Annotated in this window: 16 protein-coding genes and 1 pseudogene; 12 read left to right on the forward strand and 5 right to left on the reverse strand. The window is 68.8% G+C overall.

Features of this window, described 5'->3' with window-relative positions; translation table 11 throughout:
* Nucleotides 1-9: 9 nt before the first annotated feature.
* Nucleotides 10-1,389: an FAD-dependent oxidoreductase gene (locus E4O86_RS00715; protein ID WP_161138593.1), complete on the forward strand. Its 1,380-nt coding sequence runs from the start codon at nt 10-12 to the stop codon at nt 1,387-1,389.
* A 180-nt stretch (nt 1,390-1,569) separates the two neighbouring features.
* On the opposite strand, the gene E4O86_RS00720 is transcribed toward E4O86_RS00715, so the two are convergent.
* On the reverse strand, nt 1,570-1,890 hold the full coding sequence (locus E4O86_RS00720) for a hypothetical protein (protein WP_161138594.1): 321 nt from the start codon (nt 1,888-1,890) through the stop codon (nt 1,570-1,572).
* Nucleotides 1,891-2,191: 301 nt separating this feature from the next.
* Here E4O86_RS00720 and E4O86_RS00725 point away from each other — a divergent pair, with 301 nt between their 5' ends.
* From E4O86_RS00725 to E4O86_RS00770, 10 genes are all read left to right on the forward strand, one after another.
* A complete protein-coding gene (locus E4O86_RS00725) occupies nt 2,192-2,929 on the forward strand; it encodes a GntR family transcriptional regulator (RefSeq protein WP_161138595.1) in 738 nt (245 codons plus the stop codon).
* Between the two features lie 103 nt (nt 2,930-3,032).
* Nucleotides 3,033-4,202, forward strand: coding sequence for an ABC transporter substrate-binding protein (locus E4O86_RS00730; RefSeq protein ID WP_161138596.1), 1,170 nt, complete (start codon nt 3,033-3,035; stop codon nt 4,200-4,202).
* A gap of 6 nt (nt 4,203-4,208) precedes the next feature.
* Nucleotides 4,209-5,078 (forward strand): branched-chain amino acid ABC transporter permease, encoded by an 870-nt coding sequence (locus tag E4O86_RS00735; protein WP_161138597.1) that lies wholly within the window; start codon nt 4,209-4,211, stop codon nt 5,076-5,078.
* Nucleotides 5,071-6,066: an ABC transporter permease subunit gene (locus tag E4O86_RS00740; protein WP_205520546.1), complete on the forward strand. Its 996-nt coding sequence runs from the start codon at nt 5,071-5,073 to the stop codon at nt 6,064-6,066. The genes E4O86_RS00735 and E4O86_RS00740 overlap by 8 nt, the downstream gene beginning before the upstream one ends.
* Nucleotides 6,067-6,071: 5 nt before the next feature.
* Complete coding sequence (locus E4O86_RS00745; RefSeq protein ID WP_161138598.1) at nt 6,072-6,830, forward strand: ATP-binding cassette domain-containing protein; 759 nt, start codon at nt 6,072-6,074, stop codon at nt 6,828-6,830.
* Nucleotides 6,823-7,533: an ABC transporter ATP-binding protein gene (locus E4O86_RS00750; protein ID WP_161138599.1), complete on the forward strand. Its 711-nt coding sequence runs from the start codon at nt 6,823-6,825 to the stop codon at nt 7,531-7,533. The genes E4O86_RS00745 and E4O86_RS00750 overlap by 8 nt, the downstream gene beginning before the upstream one ends.
* Nucleotides 7,530-8,309: an SDR family oxidoreductase gene (locus tag E4O86_RS00755; protein WP_161138600.1), complete on the forward strand. Its 780-nt coding sequence runs from the start codon at nt 7,530-7,532 to the stop codon at nt 8,307-8,309. Before E4O86_RS00750 ends, E4O86_RS00755 begins: the two co-directional genes overlap by 4 nt.
* A gap of 54 nt (nt 8,310-8,363) precedes the next feature.
* Nucleotides 8,364-9,233, forward strand: coding sequence for an isocitrate lyase/PEP mutase family protein (locus tag E4O86_RS00760; RefSeq protein WP_161138601.1), 870 nt, complete (start codon nt 8,364-8,366; stop codon nt 9,231-9,233).
* A gap of 39 nt (nt 9,234-9,272) precedes the next feature.
* Nucleotides 9,273-9,875 carry a cysteine hydrolase family protein gene (locus E4O86_RS00765; protein WP_161138602.1) on the forward strand — a complete coding sequence of 201 codons (603 nt, stop codon included), beginning with the start codon at nt 9,273-9,275 and terminating at the stop codon, nt 9,873-9,875.
* 77 nt (nt 9,876-9,952) lie between these two features.
* A complete protein-coding gene (locus E4O86_RS00770) occupies nt 9,953-11,434 on the forward strand; it encodes an aldehyde dehydrogenase (RefSeq protein ID WP_161138603.1) in 1,482 nt (493 codons plus the stop codon).
* A 251-nt stretch (nt 11,435-11,685) separates the two neighbouring features.
* Here the strand turns inward: E4O86_RS00770 and E4O86_RS00775 are convergent.
* A pseudogene (locus E4O86_RS00775) lies at nt 11,686-11,907 on the reverse strand (GNAT family N-acetyltransferase); the annotation flags it as partial.
* 286 nt (nt 11,908-12,193) lie between these two features.
* The gene (locus E4O86_RS00780; protein WP_161138604.1) at nt 12,194-12,916 is read right to left on the reverse strand and encodes an ArsR/SmtB family transcription factor; all 723 of its coding nucleotides are present in this window, start codon (nt 12,914-12,916) and stop codon (nt 12,194-12,196) included.
* A gap of 124 nt (nt 12,917-13,040) precedes the next feature.
* Here E4O86_RS00780 and E4O86_RS00785 point away from each other — a divergent pair, with 124 nt between their 5' ends.
* Nucleotides 13,041-13,946 carry a DMT family transporter gene (locus E4O86_RS00785; protein WP_161138617.1) on the forward strand — a complete coding sequence of 302 codons (906 nt, stop codon included), beginning with the start codon at nt 13,041-13,043 and terminating at the stop codon, nt 13,944-13,946.
* A 50-nt stretch (nt 13,947-13,996) separates the two neighbouring features.
* On the opposite strand, the gene E4O86_RS00790 is transcribed toward E4O86_RS00785, so the two are convergent.
* Nucleotides 13,997-14,794 carry a hypothetical protein gene (locus tag E4O86_RS00790; protein ID WP_161138605.1) on the reverse strand — a complete coding sequence of 266 codons (798 nt, stop codon included), beginning with the start codon at nt 14,792-14,794 and terminating at the stop codon, nt 13,997-13,999.
* Nucleotides 14,795-15,081: 287 nt separating this feature from the next.
* A complete protein-coding gene (locus E4O86_RS00795) occupies nt 15,082-16,767 on the reverse strand; it encodes a saccharopine dehydrogenase family protein (protein WP_343039055.1) in 1,686 nt (561 codons plus the stop codon).
* Nucleotides 16,768-17,088: the final 321 nt, after the last annotated feature.

The raw sequence follows: 17,088 nt of genomic DNA on the forward strand, positions 1-17,088 counted from the left end.
GGTCCGATCATGTCGACATCCGATCTCGATACCGATGTTCTGGTCGTCGGCGCCGGCGGCTGCGGCCTCGCCGCGGCGGTCGCCGCGCACGATGCCGGCGCGCAGGTGGCCGTCGTCGAGAAGCGCGAGACCCCGGGCGGCAATACCGCGATCAGCACCGGCTCCATCCCGGGCGCGGGGACCCGCTTCCAGCGCGCCGCCGGCATCGAGGATTCGGCGGAGCTCTTCCACGCCGATCTCATGGCGCTCAGCGGCCCCCACGACGCGGAGGCGCTGACGCGCCGGCTCGCCGAGTGCTCCGCCGCCCTGGTCGAGTGGCTGGCGGACGACCTCGGCGTCACGCTCGACATCATCACCGACTACAAGCATGTCGGGCACTCCGTGCCGCGGCTGCACGCGCCGGCCTCGCGCAAGGGCGCGGATCTCACCCGCGACCTCGTCGCGGCGGTGGAACGGCGCGGCATTCCGCTCGCCGTGGCGAGCCCGGTCACGTCGCTCGAGACCGACGCCTCCGGGGCCGTCGTCGGCGCCGTGGTCGACGGCGGCCGGAGCGGCAGCTACCGGGTCTCGGCGCGCAAGACCGTCATCGCCGTCAACGGCTTCGGCAACGACCGCGCGCTCGTCGCCCGGTACTGCCCGGAGATCGCCGGGGCGAGCTATGTCGGCGCGCTCGGCAGCGAGGGGGAGGCGATCCGCTGGGGCGAGGCGCTCGGCAGCCGGTTCGGCAACATGGCGAGCTACCAGGGCTATGCCTCGATCATCCATCCCCACGGCGAGCTCCTCTCGTGGACGACGATCGAGAAGGGCGGGATCTTCGTGAACGCGCGGGGCGAGCGCTTCGGCGACGAGGTCATCGGCTACTCCGGCTTCGCCGGCCCCGTGAACCGTCAGGAGGGGCCGGTCCACGCGATCTTCGACCAGAGGATCCGCGACGTCGCCGCGCGCGAGCCGTGGTTTCGCGAGGTGCTGGACTATGGCGGCGCGCGCAGGGCCGCCACGGTCGAGGAGATGGCCGCCGCCACCGGGCTTCCTGTCGACGCACTCGCCGCGACGATCGCCTCCTACAACCGCGCGGCGGCCGGCGCCGAACGGGATCCGCATGGGCGCAAGGACTTCGCGATGGCGCCTCTCGAGGCGCCCTTCTGGCACACCGAGGTGCAGGCGGCGCTGCTGAGCACGCAAGGCGGTCTGGCCATCGAAACCGACGGCCGTGTGCTTTCGCGGGACGGCGGTCCCATCCGGAATCTCTTTGCCGGCGGCGGCGCGGTGGCCGGAATCGCCGGGCGCCAGGGCGGCGTCGGATACGCATCCGGCAGCGGCCTGCTGCACGCGATCGGCCTCGGCCGGCTGGCAGGCCTCGCGGCCGCCGGCGAGCTGGCGACCCGGTAATCCTCCGCCGGCAGACCGGCGATGCCGTCGGCGTGGTCAGCGGCGCCCCGCAGCAGGGCGCCCGCGGTCCTGTCGCCGCACCGAGCTTCATGAACGCTCGCCAGCACCTCCCCACCCGCCTCGCCACTCACTTGCCTCTGTTGACAGTGATTTTGCGTTCTGTATACAGTCTGCACTCGATCACGGTCGACAAGGCGGGGCATAAGGAGGAGCGCTGAAGTGCGCGGCTGCGCGGACACGGATCTGGGCCAGGTTCAGTTCTTCGCCGAAGGCGAGGGCGTGCCGCCCGTTCTCCTGCCGCCCGTTCTCCCGCCGCAGGCGGGCCGCTCCGCGCGCATAGATGCCGACCTCATCGCGCTGCTCGCCGACCGCTGCCGCGTCGTCGCCATCGCCCCGCCAGCGTTCGGCAACTCCGCCCCCCTCCCCGCCGGAACAACGATCGAGGATCCTGCGGACTGCGTCGGCCAGGTGATCGCCCGGCCCGGCCTCGCGCCCGCCCACGGCTGCGGCCTCCATACCGGAAACAAGATCGCCGCGGCCCTTGCCGTGCGCTCGCCCGACGTCGCCGGGAGAGTCGTCGTGTCGGGGCAGAGCCACAGCATCGTGCCGAGCCGCGGGAGGCGGTCCGAGACGATCGAGGAGCCCGACGGGCCGTCCACCCTGGAGCGTCGGGAGGCGGACCTGGCCAAACTATTGCTGGGATTCGTCGCGGCGCCGCACAGGGAGGCGCTCGTCATGATGCGGCCGCTGCGTGTAGCATTCATCCATCGTCCGACTTTCCGCCATCGCCCACTGGATGCGCATGAAATCCACGCTCTCGACTCCGCTTCGGGTCTCCTCTCTCGTCGACACGATCGTCGAGCGCCTCGAAGGGGCGATCATCAGCGGCGAGCTGCCTCCCGGCGAGCGGTTCAGCGAGCAGGGGCTCGCCAAGATAATGGGCGTCAGCCGCAACCCGCTCCGCGAGGCGATCCGTCGCCTCGAGGGTCGCAAGCTGATCGAGCGCATCCCCAATATCGGGGTCAGGGTGGCGGCGCTCTCGCCGCGCGACCTCTACGACCTGCTGGTGGTGCGCGAGGCGCTGGAGGGCATGGCCTGCCGCCTGGCGGCGGAGCGGATGGAGGATGCCGAGGTCGAGGCGCTGGAAGTCATGCTCGCGCGGCACAGGAGCCAGGAAGGCATCCGGAAGGGCCGCGGCTACTACCAGGAAGCGAAGGATTTCGACTTCCACTTCCGGATCATCAGGGCGAGCCGGAACGAGCGCCTGGTCGCCATGCTCTGTGGCGATCTCTACGACCTTCTCAGGGTGTATCGCTACAAGTCGAGCACGATGAAGGGGCGCGCCGGTCAGGCGCTGGAGGAGCACGAGCGCATCGTCGCCGCTCTCAAGGCGCGCGATCCGGCGGCCGCCGAAGCCTCCATGCGGGAGCATCTTCGCAATGCGCGATGCCATCTGTTCAAGCACATGGACCGCTCGGCCTCCGAGTTCTCAGAGCTCGACCGGCCGGTGCTGACGCGGCCGGACGACGGCGCCGCCTGACGGCGCCACACGGCGCTCCTGACCGGACTTTCCGATCTGTGACCACCGAGACCGGCCCCCTTGGGCCGGCGTTGGCTGTGGACTGGAGCATAAGGAGGAAATTATGTTCAAGACGAAGTATCTGGCCTGCATGCTGGGACTCGGCGCGATGCTGGCCGGCCCGGCTTTCGCGCAGGCGCCGGGCGTCACCGACGATTCCATCAAGATCGGCATATTCGGGCCGATGACGGGCTCGGCGGCGCTCTTCGGCAAGGCCGTCTTCGGCGTCGAGGCCGTCTACAAGGACGTGAACGACCACGGCGGCATCAACGGCCGCAAGATCGACATCGTTCGCGAGGACACGGGCTGCGACCCGACGCGCGGCACCGCCGCCGTCAAGAAGCTCATCTCGCAGTCCCAGGTGTTCGCGATCAACGGCGGCCTGTGCAGCGGCGTCGTGATGGCGGTCAAGGAGGAGGTCGCCAAGGCGGGCGTCCCGTTCGTCATCATCGGCGCGGCGTCGAGCGCGATCTCCGACCCGATGATGCCGAACCTCTTCCACCCCGTCGCGACGACGAGCAACGTCGCCAAGACCATGATCGACTTCGCGATGACCCGCGAGGGCACGAAGAAGATCGCCGTCGTCTCCCATTCCGACGACTGGGGCAAGTCGAACCGCGACCCCGCCGTCGACCACCTCAAGGAGGCGTACGGCCTCGATCCCGTGCTCGACCTGACCATGGAGCGCGGCTCGAGCGACGCGACGCCGCAGATCCTGAAGATCCGGAACGCCGACGCCGACTTCGTGGTGCTGATGATGTATCCGGCCGAGGTCGCGATCTTTCTGCGCGACGCCTACAAGTACGGCCTGAAGGTGCCGGTGCTGGCACCGCAGTCGATCTCGCTGAAGGACACGCGCGAGCGGGTCGGCAACGACGCGGCGGTGGAGAACCTCTACGTCTTCTATCCGTACGCCCATCCCACGGATTCGCCCGAGATGGAGAAGTGGGGCAAGCTCATCAACAAGTACTATCCCGACGAGCGCGTCGAGAGCTTCAGCTATCTCGGCATGTCCGGAGCCCTCGCCGTGGTCGAGGCGCTGAAGGCGGCCGGGCCCGACCTCACCCGCCAGAAGTTCATGGACGCCCTGAACGATCTCAGGGACTTCGACAGCGGGATCAGCTCGGCGCCGATCACCTTCACTCCGGAGGACCACGCCGGCATCAAGGGCGGCGCGATGGCCACCCTCGACGACGGCAAGGTCACCGTCATGAAGAAGTGGCAGGACAAGTAGGTCCTCATGTTCGTCCAGCTCATTCTGAGCGGCGTCGCCCAAGGCAGCATCTACGCCCTTGTTGCCTTGGGCATGACCGCCCTGTTCCGCGCGACGACGATCGTGAACTTCGGGCACGGAGAGTTCTTCATGGGGGGCGCGTTCGTCCTCTATGTCATGATCAACGTCGTCGGCCTGCCGTTCCTGCCGGGAGCACTCCTGGCGATCGTCGTCATGTTCTTGGTCGGCATGACGATCGAGCGGGTCCTGATCCGTCCGATGGGCTTGGCGCCGCACATTGCGCTGGCGATGATGACCGTCGCTTTCTCCTTCCTCTTCCGCGGCATCGCGCGGGCCTTCTGGGGCCGCGAGGTGCTGCCGATGCCGGCGGTGTTCTCCTTTCCCCCGATCGACGTCGCCGGCGTCATCATCACCACGCAGGATCTCCTGATCACCGGCATGACGCTGTTCTTCGTGGTGCTGTTCTTCATCTTCTTCCAGCGCACCAATCTCGGGCGCATCGCGCAGGCGGCCTCGGCCAATCCGCGCGGCGCCTCGCTCGTCGGCATCAACGTGAACCTGTTCCACGGCACGATGTGGGGCGTCGCCGCCGGCCTCGGCGCGATCGCCGGCATCCTCGTGGCGCCGATCACGCTGCTCTATCCCGACATGGGCGCGCTCATCCTCATCAAGGCCTTCGCTGCGATGACGCTCGGCGGCTTCGGCAATCTGGGCGGCGCCGTGGTCGGCGGCCTGCTGATCGGCATCCTCGAGCAGCTCTCGGGCGGCTACCTGTCGACGGCACTGATCGACATCTTCGCCTACCTCGTCATCATCGCGGTGCTGCTGATCCGTCCGGCCGGCCTGTTCGGAATCCGGGAGTCGCAGCGTGTCTGACCTGCAAGCGACACTGCCGGCCGGGCCGGTCCGGCGCCCGGCCTCGGCGAAACGCTGGCTCGTGCGGCTCGCCATCGCCGTGCTTCTGCTTCTGCCGCCGGTGTTCAGCAACGACTACGTGCAGTACGTCGTCAATCTCATCGTCGTCTACGCGCTCGTCGCCGTCGGCTTCAACGTCGTGCTCGGCTATCTCGGCCAGCTCGCCTTCGCCAATGCGGCGTTCTTCGGGATCGGCGCCTATACGTGCGGCATCTCCATGGTCCATCTCGGGCTTCCCTTCTGGGCGGCCCTCGTGCCGACGGGGATCGTCTCGCTGGCCGCGGGCGCGCTCGTCGGCCTCCCCGCCCTGCGGCTGAAAGGGTACTACCTCGCCATCGTCACGCTGGTCCTCGGCGAGCTCATGCGCTGGAGCTACATCCACGGCGACGTGCTCACCGCCGGCTCCAGCGGCCTCGGCATTCCGCCCGCCACGGCGGCCGGCTTCACCTTCGGGACCGAGGACGAGAAGTACTATCTCTTCCTCCTCGTCGCCGCCGTCATGATCTGGGCGACCAACAACATCATCCGCTCGCGCATCGGGCGAAGCTGGGTGGCGATCCGGGAGAACGAGCTGGCGACGGCGGCCCTCGGCATGTCGCCGGCGGTCGGCAAGGTCACGGCGTTCGCCTGGAGCGGCTTTGTCGTGGGGATCGCCGGCGCGCTGTTCGCCATCCTGATCGGCCGCATCGCGCCCGAGAGCTTCAACCTGCACCAGCTGCTGCTGCACTTCGCCATCGTCATGATCGGCGGGCTCGGCTCGATCCTCGGCTCGATCCTCGGCGCGATCGTGCTGACGGCGGCGCCGGAGGTGCTGCGCAACTTCCCCGGCATGGAGGAGATCGTGTTCAGCCTGCTGCTGATCGGCGTGCTCCTGTTCATGCCGCGCGGCCTGCAGGGCGTGCTCGTCGGCTGGTTCCCTCGCCTGCGCGAACGGCTGTATCGGGAGTAGGTGCGGTGTCGCTTCTTCAAGTCGAGAACGTCAGCGTCCAGTTCTTCGGGCTGAAGGCGCTGAGCGACGTCACCTTCGACGTCGAGCCGGGGCAGGTCCGGGCCGTGATCGGACCGAACGGCGCGGGCAAGTCGACGCTGTTCAACGTGATCACCGGCTATGTCCGCCCGAACGAGGGCAAGGTCGTCTACGACGGCCAGAGCGTCGTGGGGCTGCCGCGCCACGTCGTCGCCGGGCGCGGCATGCGCCGGACGTTCCAGAACGGCGGCGTCTTCTCCGAGCTGACCGTGCTCGAGAACGTGCTGACCGGCCTCAACGCGGTCACCGCGAGCTCGACGCTCGGCATCGTGCTGCGCCTGCCGGGCGCCGGCGCCGCGGAGCGCCGGGCGGTCGACGAGGCGATGAGCCTGCTCGAGACGATGGGCCTGGCGGGGCTCGCCAACAACGTCGTCGGCGACCTGTCCTCGGGCCAGCAGCGGCTCGTCGAGATCACCCGCGCCATGGCGGCGCGCGCCCGGCTCCTGCTCCTCGACGAGCCGGCGGTCGGCCTGTCGAGCAGCGAGCGCGACCGCCTGATGAACGTCCTGCGCGACCTCGCGAAGGACGGCGTGGCGGTCCTCCTCGTCGAGCACGTCATCGATCTCGTCATGGCGGTCTCGGACCGCATCGTCGTGCTCAACTACGGCGAGGTCATCGCCGAGGGCACGCCGGAGGAGATCAGGTCCCACGAAGCCGTGCTGGAGGCGTATCTCGGCCATGGCTAGCTCCCTCCTGTCCGTCAAGTCCATCTCCGCCCGCTACGGCAAGGTGACGGCGATCGAGGATCTCTCGCTCGATGTGGGCGAGGGCGAGGTGATCGCCCTGCTCGGCGCCAACGGCTCGGGCAAGACGACGCTGCTCAACACGATCAGCGGCTTCATCGCGCCGTCCGCCAGCAGCATCGAGCTGCGCGGCGAGGTCATCAGCGGCGAGCCGCCCCACCGGGTGTTCCGCGCCGGCGTTGTCCAGGTCTCGCAGATGCGCGACCTGTTTCCCGCCATGACCGTGCTCGACAATCTCGAGCTCGGCGCGGTGTGCCATCGCGCCACGCTGTCGCGGGAGTTGGAGAAGGTCTTCCACTACTTCCCGCGGCTCGCCGAGCGCCGGACACAGCGAGTCGCCACGCTGTCGGGCGGCGAGCAGCAGATGGTCGCCATCGGCCGGGCGCTGATGGGGCGGCCGCGCATCCTGCTGCTCGACGAGCCGTCGGGCGGCCTCGCGCCGCGCTTCGTGCAGGAGATCGCGAACATCATGAACGTCCTCAAGGCCGAGGGCGCGACCATGCTGATCGTCGAGCAGAACATCGCAATGGCGCTCGGCGCCGCCGACCGGTTCTACGTCATCCGGTCGGGCACCATCGCGCGGTCGGGCGACGTGTCCGAGCTGGGCGACGACCACAAGGCCCTGGCACGGGAGTTCTATCTGTGAGCAAAGCGCGATCCGACTTCGACGGCCGCGTCGCCGTCATCACCGGGGCCGGCGGCGGCATCGGCTCCGCGGTCGCCCGGCAGTTCTCGGCCGCCGGCGCCGCGCTCTGCCTGTGCGACGTGGCCGCCCCGGAAGAGCTCGCCGCCGAGCTGCGCGCCGGCGGCGGGCGGGCCGTCGCCCTGGCGGCCGACGTCACCCGCAAGGCCGACGTAGAGGCGGTCGTCGCCCGCGCGCGCTCCGAGTTCGGCCGGATCGATATTCTCGTGCCGGTCGCCGGCGTGACCTCGTTCGGCGACGTGGAGACGCTCGAGGAGGCGGAGTGGGACCGCGTCGTCGGCATCAACCTCAAGGGCGTCTTCCTGACGTGCCAGGCGGTCATTCCGGCGATGCGCGCGGCCGGCTACGGGCGCATCGTCACGATCGGCTCCGTGCTCGGCAAGAATGGCGGGAATCCGCGGCCGTGGATCGACCGCTCCGAGCAGAAATCGGCCGCCAACGCGGCCTACGGGGCCGCCAAGGCCGGCGTGCACGCCCTGACGCTCTACCTCGCCAAGGAGCTGTCGGCCGACGGCATCACCGTGAACTGCGTTGCCCCGGGGCCGATCGCCTCGGCGATGACCAGGGGGTTGCCGGCGCGCCTCGTCGAGGCGATCCCGGTCGGCCGCATGGGCACGGCCGACGAGGTGGCCGACGCCGTGCTCTACCTCGCCGGCGAGCGGGCGGGCTTCGTCACGGGCGAGGTTCTCGATGTGAACGGTGGAATCTGGGTGGACTGAAGCGGGGGACGCGGACGACCGCGCGCGCTTCGACATGATGCGGAGAGAACCCTGATGAATCCCAGAAAGACGTTCCGGTCCCTTCTGCAGAAGGGGACCTACGTGGTGGCGCCCGGCGCCTACGACCCGCTGTCGGCGCGGCTGGTGCGGCTCGCCGGCTTCGACGCGGTGTATCTCACCGGCGGCGGCTTCTCCCGCGCCAACGGCTTCCCGGATTTCGGTGTCCTGTCGCTGACCGAGGTCGTCCAGTTCATCGGCCGGACGGTCGAGGCGGTCGACATCCCGGTGATCGCCGACGCCGACACGGGCTACGGCAACGCCATCAACGTCGTGCGCACGGTGCGCGAGTTCGAGAAGACCGGCGTCACCGGCTTCCACCTCGAGGACCAGGTTTCGCCGAAGAAGTGCGGCCACTACGAGGGCAAGCTGATCGTTCCGAAGGCGGAGATGATCGGCAAGATCAAGGCCGCCGTCGATACCCGCCGCGACCCGGACATGGTCATCATCGCCCGCTCCGACTCGCGCGCCGTCGAGGGGCTCGATGCCGCCATCGACCGGGTCAACGCCTATGTCGAGGCGGGCGCCGATCTCGGCTTCGTCGAGGCGCCGCAGTCGGTCGACGAGCTCCGCCGGGTCGCCGCCGAGGTGCGCGCGCCGGCCGTCGCCAACATCTTCGAGGGCGGCAAGACGCCGACCGTGCCGGCCGAGGAACTGCAGGAGATGGGCTTCCGCCTCGGCATCTATCCCTCGCAGACCCACCGCGCCGCGATCTTCGCGATGAAGGAGGTGCTCGCCGTTCTCAAGAGCGACGGCGACACGGCCCGAATCGAACACCGCCTGGCGAGCTTCCACGACCGCGAGGAGGCGGTCGGCACGGCCCGCTGGTACGAGATGGAGAAGAAGTACCTCCAGCTCGACGCCTGAACAGGCGACATCATACCGACAACGAAAGGACACAAGAGAATGACCACGACGTCCCGCAAGACGGCGCTGCTTCTGCTCGACCTGCAGAACGAGATGGTGGATCCCGAGGGCAAGATCGGCGGCGGCGGCCTCGCCAAGGTCTGCGCCGAGCGCAACGTGGTGGCCAACGCCGCGCGGGCGCTGGGCGCGGCGCGCGAGCGCGGCCTGCCGGTCGCACATGTCCGCCTCGGCTTCCGCCCCGACTATGCCGACGCGCTGAGCGTGGCGCCGCGCATCGAGAAGCTGAAGCAGAACAAGGCGGCGATCGCCGGCACGTGGGGCACCGAGTTCCCCGAGCCGCTGACGCCGAAGGAGGGCGAGCTGCTGGTGACCAAGCAGTGCGTCAACCCGTTCTTCAACACGGGCCTGATGAACTGGCTGTTCGCCAATGGCGTCGGCCATGTCGTGCTCGGCGGCGTCGTCACCAATCTCGTCGTCGAGATGACCACCCGCGCCGCCGACGACGCCGGCTTCGCGGTGACGGTGCTCGAGGATTGTTGCGCCGCGCCGAACCCCGACTGGCACCGCTTCTCCGTCGAGAACATCATTCCGATGTTCGGCAGCGTCTCCTCGGTCGACGCGTTCGTCGCCGGGCGGGGCTGAGACGCGCCGGCCCCGCGCCGACCAACGAACCGAAGCCGGGCCGGCCGCGGCCCGGCCGCGAACCACGAGGCGATCCCATGACGCAGCGCTACGACCTGTTCATCAACAACGAGTGGGTGAAGCCCGCCTCCGGCGAATGGTTCGACTCGCTCGATCCCTTCTCCGGCGAGGGCTGGGCCCGGATCCCGCGGGCGAACCGCGAGGACGTCGACCGGGCGGTGCGCGCCGCCAGGGAGGCGGGGGACGGGCCGTGGGCCGAGCTCAGCCCCAGCGAGCGCGGCGCCCTGCTGCACCGCATGGGCGAGCTCGTCGAAGCCAACGCCCAGCGTCTCGCCGAGATCGAGTCGCGCGACAACGGCAAGCTGATGAGCGAGGTCAGCGGCCAGGTCCGCTACGTGGCGAAGTACTTCTACTACTATGCCGGCCTCGCAGACAAAATCCACGGCCTAGTCGTGCCGATGGACAAGCCCAAGGTGTTCAACTTCGTGCGCTACGAGCCGATGGGCGTCGTGGCGAGCATCACGCCGTGGAACTCCTCGCTCCTTCTGACGGCGTGGAAGCTGGCGCCGGCCCTGTGCGCTGGCAACACCGCGGTCTGCAAGCCGTCGGAGTTCACCTCCGCCTCGCTGTTCGAGCTGGCCGCGCTGTTCCTCGAGGCGGGCTTCCCGCCGGGCGTCGTGAACGTCGTCACCGGTTTCGCCGACGAGGCGGGCGATGCGCTGGTGCGCCACCCCGACGTCGCCCGGATCGCCTTCACCGGCGGCGATGCCGGCGGCAAGGCGGTCTACCGCGCGGCCGCCGACGGGCTGAAGCGGGTCTCGCTCGAGCTCGGCGGCAAGTCGCCGAACATCGTCTTCGACGACGCCGATCTCGACAAGGCGGTCAACGGCGTCATCACCGGCATCTTCTCGGCCGGCGGGCAGACCTGCATGGCCGGCTCGCGCCTGCTGCTGCAGGAGTCGATCCACGATGAATTCGTGGAGAAGCTGCTCGCCATCACCAAGTCCGCCAGGATCGGCGACCCCTCCGATCCCGAGACGCAGATCGGGCCGGTGGCGACGCGGCCCCAGTTCGAGAAGGTCATGTCGTACATCGAAATCGCCAAGGAGGAGGGCGCGCGCTGCGCGGCGGGCGGCCGGCGCCTCGAGGGCGAGGGCTACGGCGCGGGGCAGTTCGTCGAGCCGACCGTGTTCCTCGACGTCACGAACGACATGCGGATCGCGCAGGAGGAGGTCTTCGGCCCCGTCCTCGCCGTCCTGAAGTTCAAGGACGAGGCCGACGCCATCCGGATCGGCAACGACATCCGCTTCGGCCTCGCCGCGGGCGTCTGGACGCAGAACCTGCACCGGGCGATGCTGATGTCGGAGAAACTGAAGGCGGGCACCGTCTGGATCAACAACTACCGTTCGACGAGCTACACGACGCCCTTCGGCGGCTACAAGGACAGCGGCATCGGCAGAGAAGGCGGCATGGAGGCGGTTCGCGAGTACATGGAGGCCAAGAGCGTCTGGATTTCGACGGATCTTGAAATGCCGAGTCCATTCGTCCGCAAGTATTAGCTTCTTTGTACGGAGAGGGTAATCGCTTGACAGTGCCGCTTCTGTGAGCCGGGCTCAGGCGGCCTGTTTGGCGGTTCGTCTTCCTGCTCGCTTGTCCTCCTTCTGCTGTGGCGGGCTCGCCAGGCTTCGATGAAGGCGATGGCCGGTTGATACACGCAGATGTTGATCCACGCAGATAGAGCGCTGCCCTGGGCGCAGGCGTGGCCGGCGCATCTGCTGTCAGGCCATCGGTTATTTTTCGGCTGCCTCCGTCATCGCGCGCGCAACTCCTCGATCGAGCGCATCGGCAGCGCGAGGCGCAGAGATTCCGGCAAAGGCTGGAAGCCGAAGGATTCGTAGAATGCGGCAGCGCGCTCGTTCAGCGCATCGACGACCAGCATTGAAGACCCGATGGTCCCAACGCTGGCGCAAGCGTGCTGCACCGCGTCGGCGAGCAGCAGCGACCCCAGGCCTTCGCCTTGCCGAGTACGCGATAGGGCGAGGCGGACGCATCTTTTTCATGCGAGCGGGCCGAAAAGGGCGTCCAACACCTCGGCGACATGGCTTTCCGTGACCCGGAGCTCCGCGTCGGTGACTTCGCCGGGAACCACGCATGGAAACGGGGCGATAAGTGCCGCGTCCGGGAGACAAGCCTTTGCCGCGATCGCAAAAGGAGGGCCTTAGAGGGCTATGGCGTAGACATAGGTCCCGTCTTCACCCGGCGCGGCCGCCAGCTTCCCACCACGCCAGAACGAAGTCGGGCACAGAAGGAACTAGCCTTCATCGGGGCCGGTGTGGCGCTCGCCAGATTGGTGGAACTTGGAACGTCGCGACAAGCCCTCGCTGCCCGGAACTGGTGATTTCCAGCGCGCGGGTGCCGGGCGACCGAACGACCCATTTGAGTCCGAGCAGGCGGGCGAGAATGGCCGCTCCGAGGTGACCGGCAAGATGGGGTCTGCGCTCGCTCCAATCGAGGCAGGTCCGGCAAAGTGGCCGCTTCGAGCGCCGATCTGCCGCAAGGTCGATCCCGAAATCAGAGAAGAACCGTGCCCCCTCCTCGGTGACGATTCCGACGCCATCCGCAAGGGAAACATAGCCCCGCTCGCTCAGCGAATCCGCCAGCGCCAGCGCCAGTCGGCCGGCCAGGTGGTCGTAACAGGTGCGGGCGGTGCGCATCGCCTCGTCGCGCGGGCCGATCGGATGATGCCGCTTCGGTCCTGTCGCCGCGACCACCATGAGCGACTGCATCGCCTGCGCCACCTCCGGCGAGGCAAGCCGATAGTAGCGATGGCGACCCTGTTTCTCCAACGAGATCAACGCCGCATCGACAAGTTTGGCAAGGTGGCCGCTCGTCGTCTGGGCCGTCACGCCTGCATGGCGCGCCAACTCGCCAGCGGTCAGCGCGTGACCGCCCATCAGCGCCGACAGAATGTTTGCGCGGGCGGCGTCCCCGATCAGGGATGCAACCCCCGCGATGGTGTTTCCCGAGGCGATGTTGGACATCGACAAAGCCTATCCTGCATTTCCGTGGCTGTCAGCCGCGTACACTTCGGCCGAGGCCGAAACATCCTCCGACAGGCCGGTGCTAGGAAGACGAAGCGATCCCGATCTTCAAGGCAGGCAGGGCATGGCTCCCGACAATCCGAACGTGACGAAAGATCTGGCGCTGCTGCTGGTGCTCTCCACACTGTGGGGAGCCTCCTACAGCTTCATCAAGATCGGGGTCGAAACCATTCCCCCCGTCACGCTGATCGCGGCCCGAACCTTCATTGCCGGAATGATCCTGGTCGCCATCATTCGCTGGCGCGGCTTGAACCTTCCGAAGGAACGCGCCACCTGGCGGCGGTTTCTGTTTCAGGCGTGCCTCAACAGCGTGGTCCCCTTCACGCTGATCGCATGGGCGCAGCAGACCACCGATGTCGCGCTCGCGACAATCCTGAATTCCACGTCTCCGATATTCGCCTTCCTGCTGACCGTGCTGGTGACCCGCCATGAAGTCGTGACGGGTCGCAAGCTGTTCGGGGTCGGGGCCGGCATTGCCGGCATTTGCCTGATCGTCGGCGTTCAGGCCCTTGGTGGCTTGGGACGCGAGCTGTGGGCGCAACTCGCTATCGTCGCCGCCACCATCTGCTATGCCGGCGCTGCAATCTTCGGCAGGAATTTCAAAGGGCTCGATCCCATCATGCCGGCGGCGGGGTCGATGATCTGCGGGGCTGTCATTCTCATTCCCGTCAGTCTCATCGCGGAACGGCCGTGCACGCTGGCTCCATCAATGGAGTCGATCATGGCCTTGATGGCGCTTTCGGTCTTCTCCACCGCGCTCGCGTTCGTGATCTATTTCCGGCTGGTCCAAACGCTCGGATCGGTCGGCACGACCGCACAAGCCTATCTGCGGGTGCCGATAGGGGTGGCGATCGGCGTCGTATTCCTCGGCGAAAGCCTGTCCTCGACCGGATCGATCGGGTTGGTGTGCGTTATAGCGGGCGTGGCTGCGATGACGATCCCGGCCCGCAAGCTTGCCCCGGCGACCTGACCCATGTGGTCTCATCTCGCCCAAGCTGTACGTTTGGTCTTCCGCTCCCGTCAGTTCTGAACCGTGACGCGGCCGAGGACGGTTTGGCTCTGCGGATCGTCCCGCTTCACCCACAGCGCCCCGCCGTCGCGGTAGAAGCGGAAGCAGCCCCGCGCGATGCTCTGCCAGCACAGGCGGCCGTCGGCCTCGACCCGGTAGGTGCCATTGTTCGCCCGGCCCGACAGGACGCCCTCGAACCGGCCGTTCGGCAGATAGACGGTTACGACATTCTGGCCGTTGGCTTCCCACGCCAGGTCCCGCCCGATGAGCTGCGTCCGCACATCGGCGGCGGTCAGGTTGCCGCTCGCTGCGGCAGGCTGCGGCGCGGCGGCCTGGCACACGGCGAAGGCATGGTCGATCTGGCGGGCGGAGCCGCGCAGGGACAGCGGGACCGTGGTCCCGAAGAACGTCAGGGTCGCCCCCGATCCACCGCGCAGGGCAGCGATGATGTCCCGGTGGGCCGCCGCTTCATATGGGACGGACGCGCGCTTCTGCCCTGTCGCCTGAACCTGGCGCATGACGATCGCGCCGACATTGCGGCCATCGACCCCGACCGTTACCGCGACCGGGCTGCCGTCGCCGAAGTCGCCGCCTTCGGCGATCATCGCGAATTCGAGCGGGCCGCCCGGCATGCAGCGCAGGGCGAGGCACAGATAGTTGCCGCTCGGATCGGTCCCGTTATTGTCGCAGATCACCGCGCCGCGTCCGAGCCCCCGAGACTCCACGAGGGGCGTCCAGCTCTGCGCCTGCGCAGGCGTGGCAAGAACGGCCGCGCCGATTGCAGCCGCACCAAGAAATACCGCTTTCACCAGATCGCCCCCTGTTCCCGCAGCCCGTAACTCTTCATTAACCGCAATGCGCGAACCGAAAACAAGGGAGGGGCTTCGCTTTATTTCTACATCATTGGAAAATAGAGATTTATTTCTGGGGGGACATCTTTCTCACCTCTTCCGCGCAGATCCTGCGACGGGACTGGGGAGAATAACGGGACGGATCCGGCCGGACGGCCCGCCGCGGAGGAAAGCGCGTGGCACGGGACCTTCCGGCCGCCCCGGCCGGGAAACCGCCGGAAGGGACCCGCGCCTTCGCCTCCGGCCTAATCCGGCCTCAGCCAGCCGGTGTAGCGCACCACCAGGCCGACGAGCGGCAGCGACACGGGCACCTCGAACCTGAAGCGGTCGCCCTCCTGCCATTCGCGGGCGAGGCTTTGCGGCGCGAGCGCCATCGGCAGCGGAATCCCGAAGGCGCTCCAGGACCGCATTTCCATGCGGAGCCCCGCGCCATCCGACGGCAGCTCGAAATGGAAGCGGAGAGGCCCGAACCGCTCGACCAGATGGCCGGCGCGGACGCCGAGCCGGCTCCTGAAGCGGTGCCCGCCGAAATCCCGGGTCCACGTCTCGATGCCGCCGCTTTCCCGGAACGCGACATGGAGCTTGTGGCGGCCCGCGGGCGGGAACCGCATCATTCGGGCGATCAGCCCTGCGACCGGGCTGCCGCCGCGGACGACCTCCCCCTCGCCGGAGGCGCCGCCATCGCGATGGACCTCGTGAAGCTCCCGGACGAGCGGCGGAAGCGCGTCGAAGCGCGCGCCCATGATGCGCCGGTAGAGCGGCGGGGGCAGGTCCGCCTCATCGACACCGTGCGCGACCGAAAGCGTCGCGAAGAGCGGGTCGAAGGCCTCGAGCGGGAGCAGCGCGCTTGCGTGGCGGGCGCCGGCGGGGACGCGGCCGGCGGCGATCGCCTCCGCCAGGAGGACCGCGGCGAGCGTCGGGATCTCGGGACCGTCGCCGTCTTCGGCAAGGAGCGTCCAGCGCCGCTCGACGGCAGCCCCTCCCGCGAGCCCGCTCACGCGCACGGACATGGCGGAGCGTCCGTCCGAGGGCCCCTGCGTCAGCCGCTGCAGGCGCAGCAGCAGGGGGGCGAACCGCTCCGCCGACGAAACGGCGCCGAGCCGGACGGCCCATGCCAGGCCCCAGAGGCCGAGCGTCTGGAACGGGGATTCCGTGCCCGCACGGAAGGTCACCGCCGGCCGGCCGGGCAGCATGGCGGGAAGCAGCTCGAGGTCCGGCACGTCCGCCAAAGCGAGCCAGCGGTTGCGGAGCGGCGGCCGCTCCGGGACGACGAAGGTCTCGCGGCCTAGCTCCTGCCATCCCCGGCCCTCGGTCCATTGCCGCGCGCGCCAGAGCTTCACCGGCTTGCCCGCATAGCTGAGGACCGCGCGCGCGACGGAGGCGCCGGCGGTCGCCCGGCTGGAGGCGGAGATCGCGATGTCGACGGTCCGGACGCTCTCCATGCCCTCGGCGAGGCGCCGCGCCGCCGCGCCCGAGAGCGCCGGCACGCTCGATGCGCCGCTCACCACCGCCACTCCGGCCCGGCGCGCGGCTTCGTCGAGCGTTCCGATCCCGCATACGAAGGCCCGCGCGTCGGCGAGGTCGACATAGGGGATTCCGGCCGCGATGCAGGCGAGCGGCACCTGATAGCCGCTCCCCTGGAAGGGACCGGCCGCATCGATCACCAGGTCGGGACGGTGCGCCGCGAGCACCGGGAGGAGATCGCCGTTCCTGTCGGCGGCAACCGCGCGCAAATTGGCGCAGGCGGCCTCAAGGGCAGCAGCCTTTTGCGGGTTGCGCCCGGCCGCGAGCACGCTATGCCCGCGCCCGACCAGCCGGCGGGCCAGGCGTGCGCCGAAACCGCCATAGCCGCCGAGGACGAGGATGCGGCTCAGGGCCGCCGCCCGAACCGGCCGGAAGCCGCCGCTCCGCAGACGCGGCCCCGGCCGCAGGGGGGCGCCGAGACGCGCCTGTCGTACTGTTCGGTCACCCGCCGTCACCCCACCGAAGCGTGCGCACGGGGCAGCGATAGACCGGCAGCGGTTGCAGGGTGCTTAAGCGGCCTACGGCGCGGCCCGAACGGGTCACGCGACCGGATTGCCGCGGCAGGTCCTGCTCCGGCGGGACTTCGTCCGCGTCATCGGCGGCTTGAATCCGGCCGGCGCGGTCCGCCGGCTGGTACCCCGGGCTACTGCGCCGCGACCGCGCCGACGGCCGCGCCCGCGGCACCGCCGATCAGCGCGCCGCCGACCACGCTCCCGCCCGAGGCCGCA

This window comes from Propylenella binzhouense (assembly GCF_009866965.1).
In the GTDB taxonomy this organism is placed as follows: domain Bacteria; phylum Pseudomonadota; class Alphaproteobacteria; order Rhizobiales; family Afifellaceae; genus Propylenella; species Propylenella binzhouense.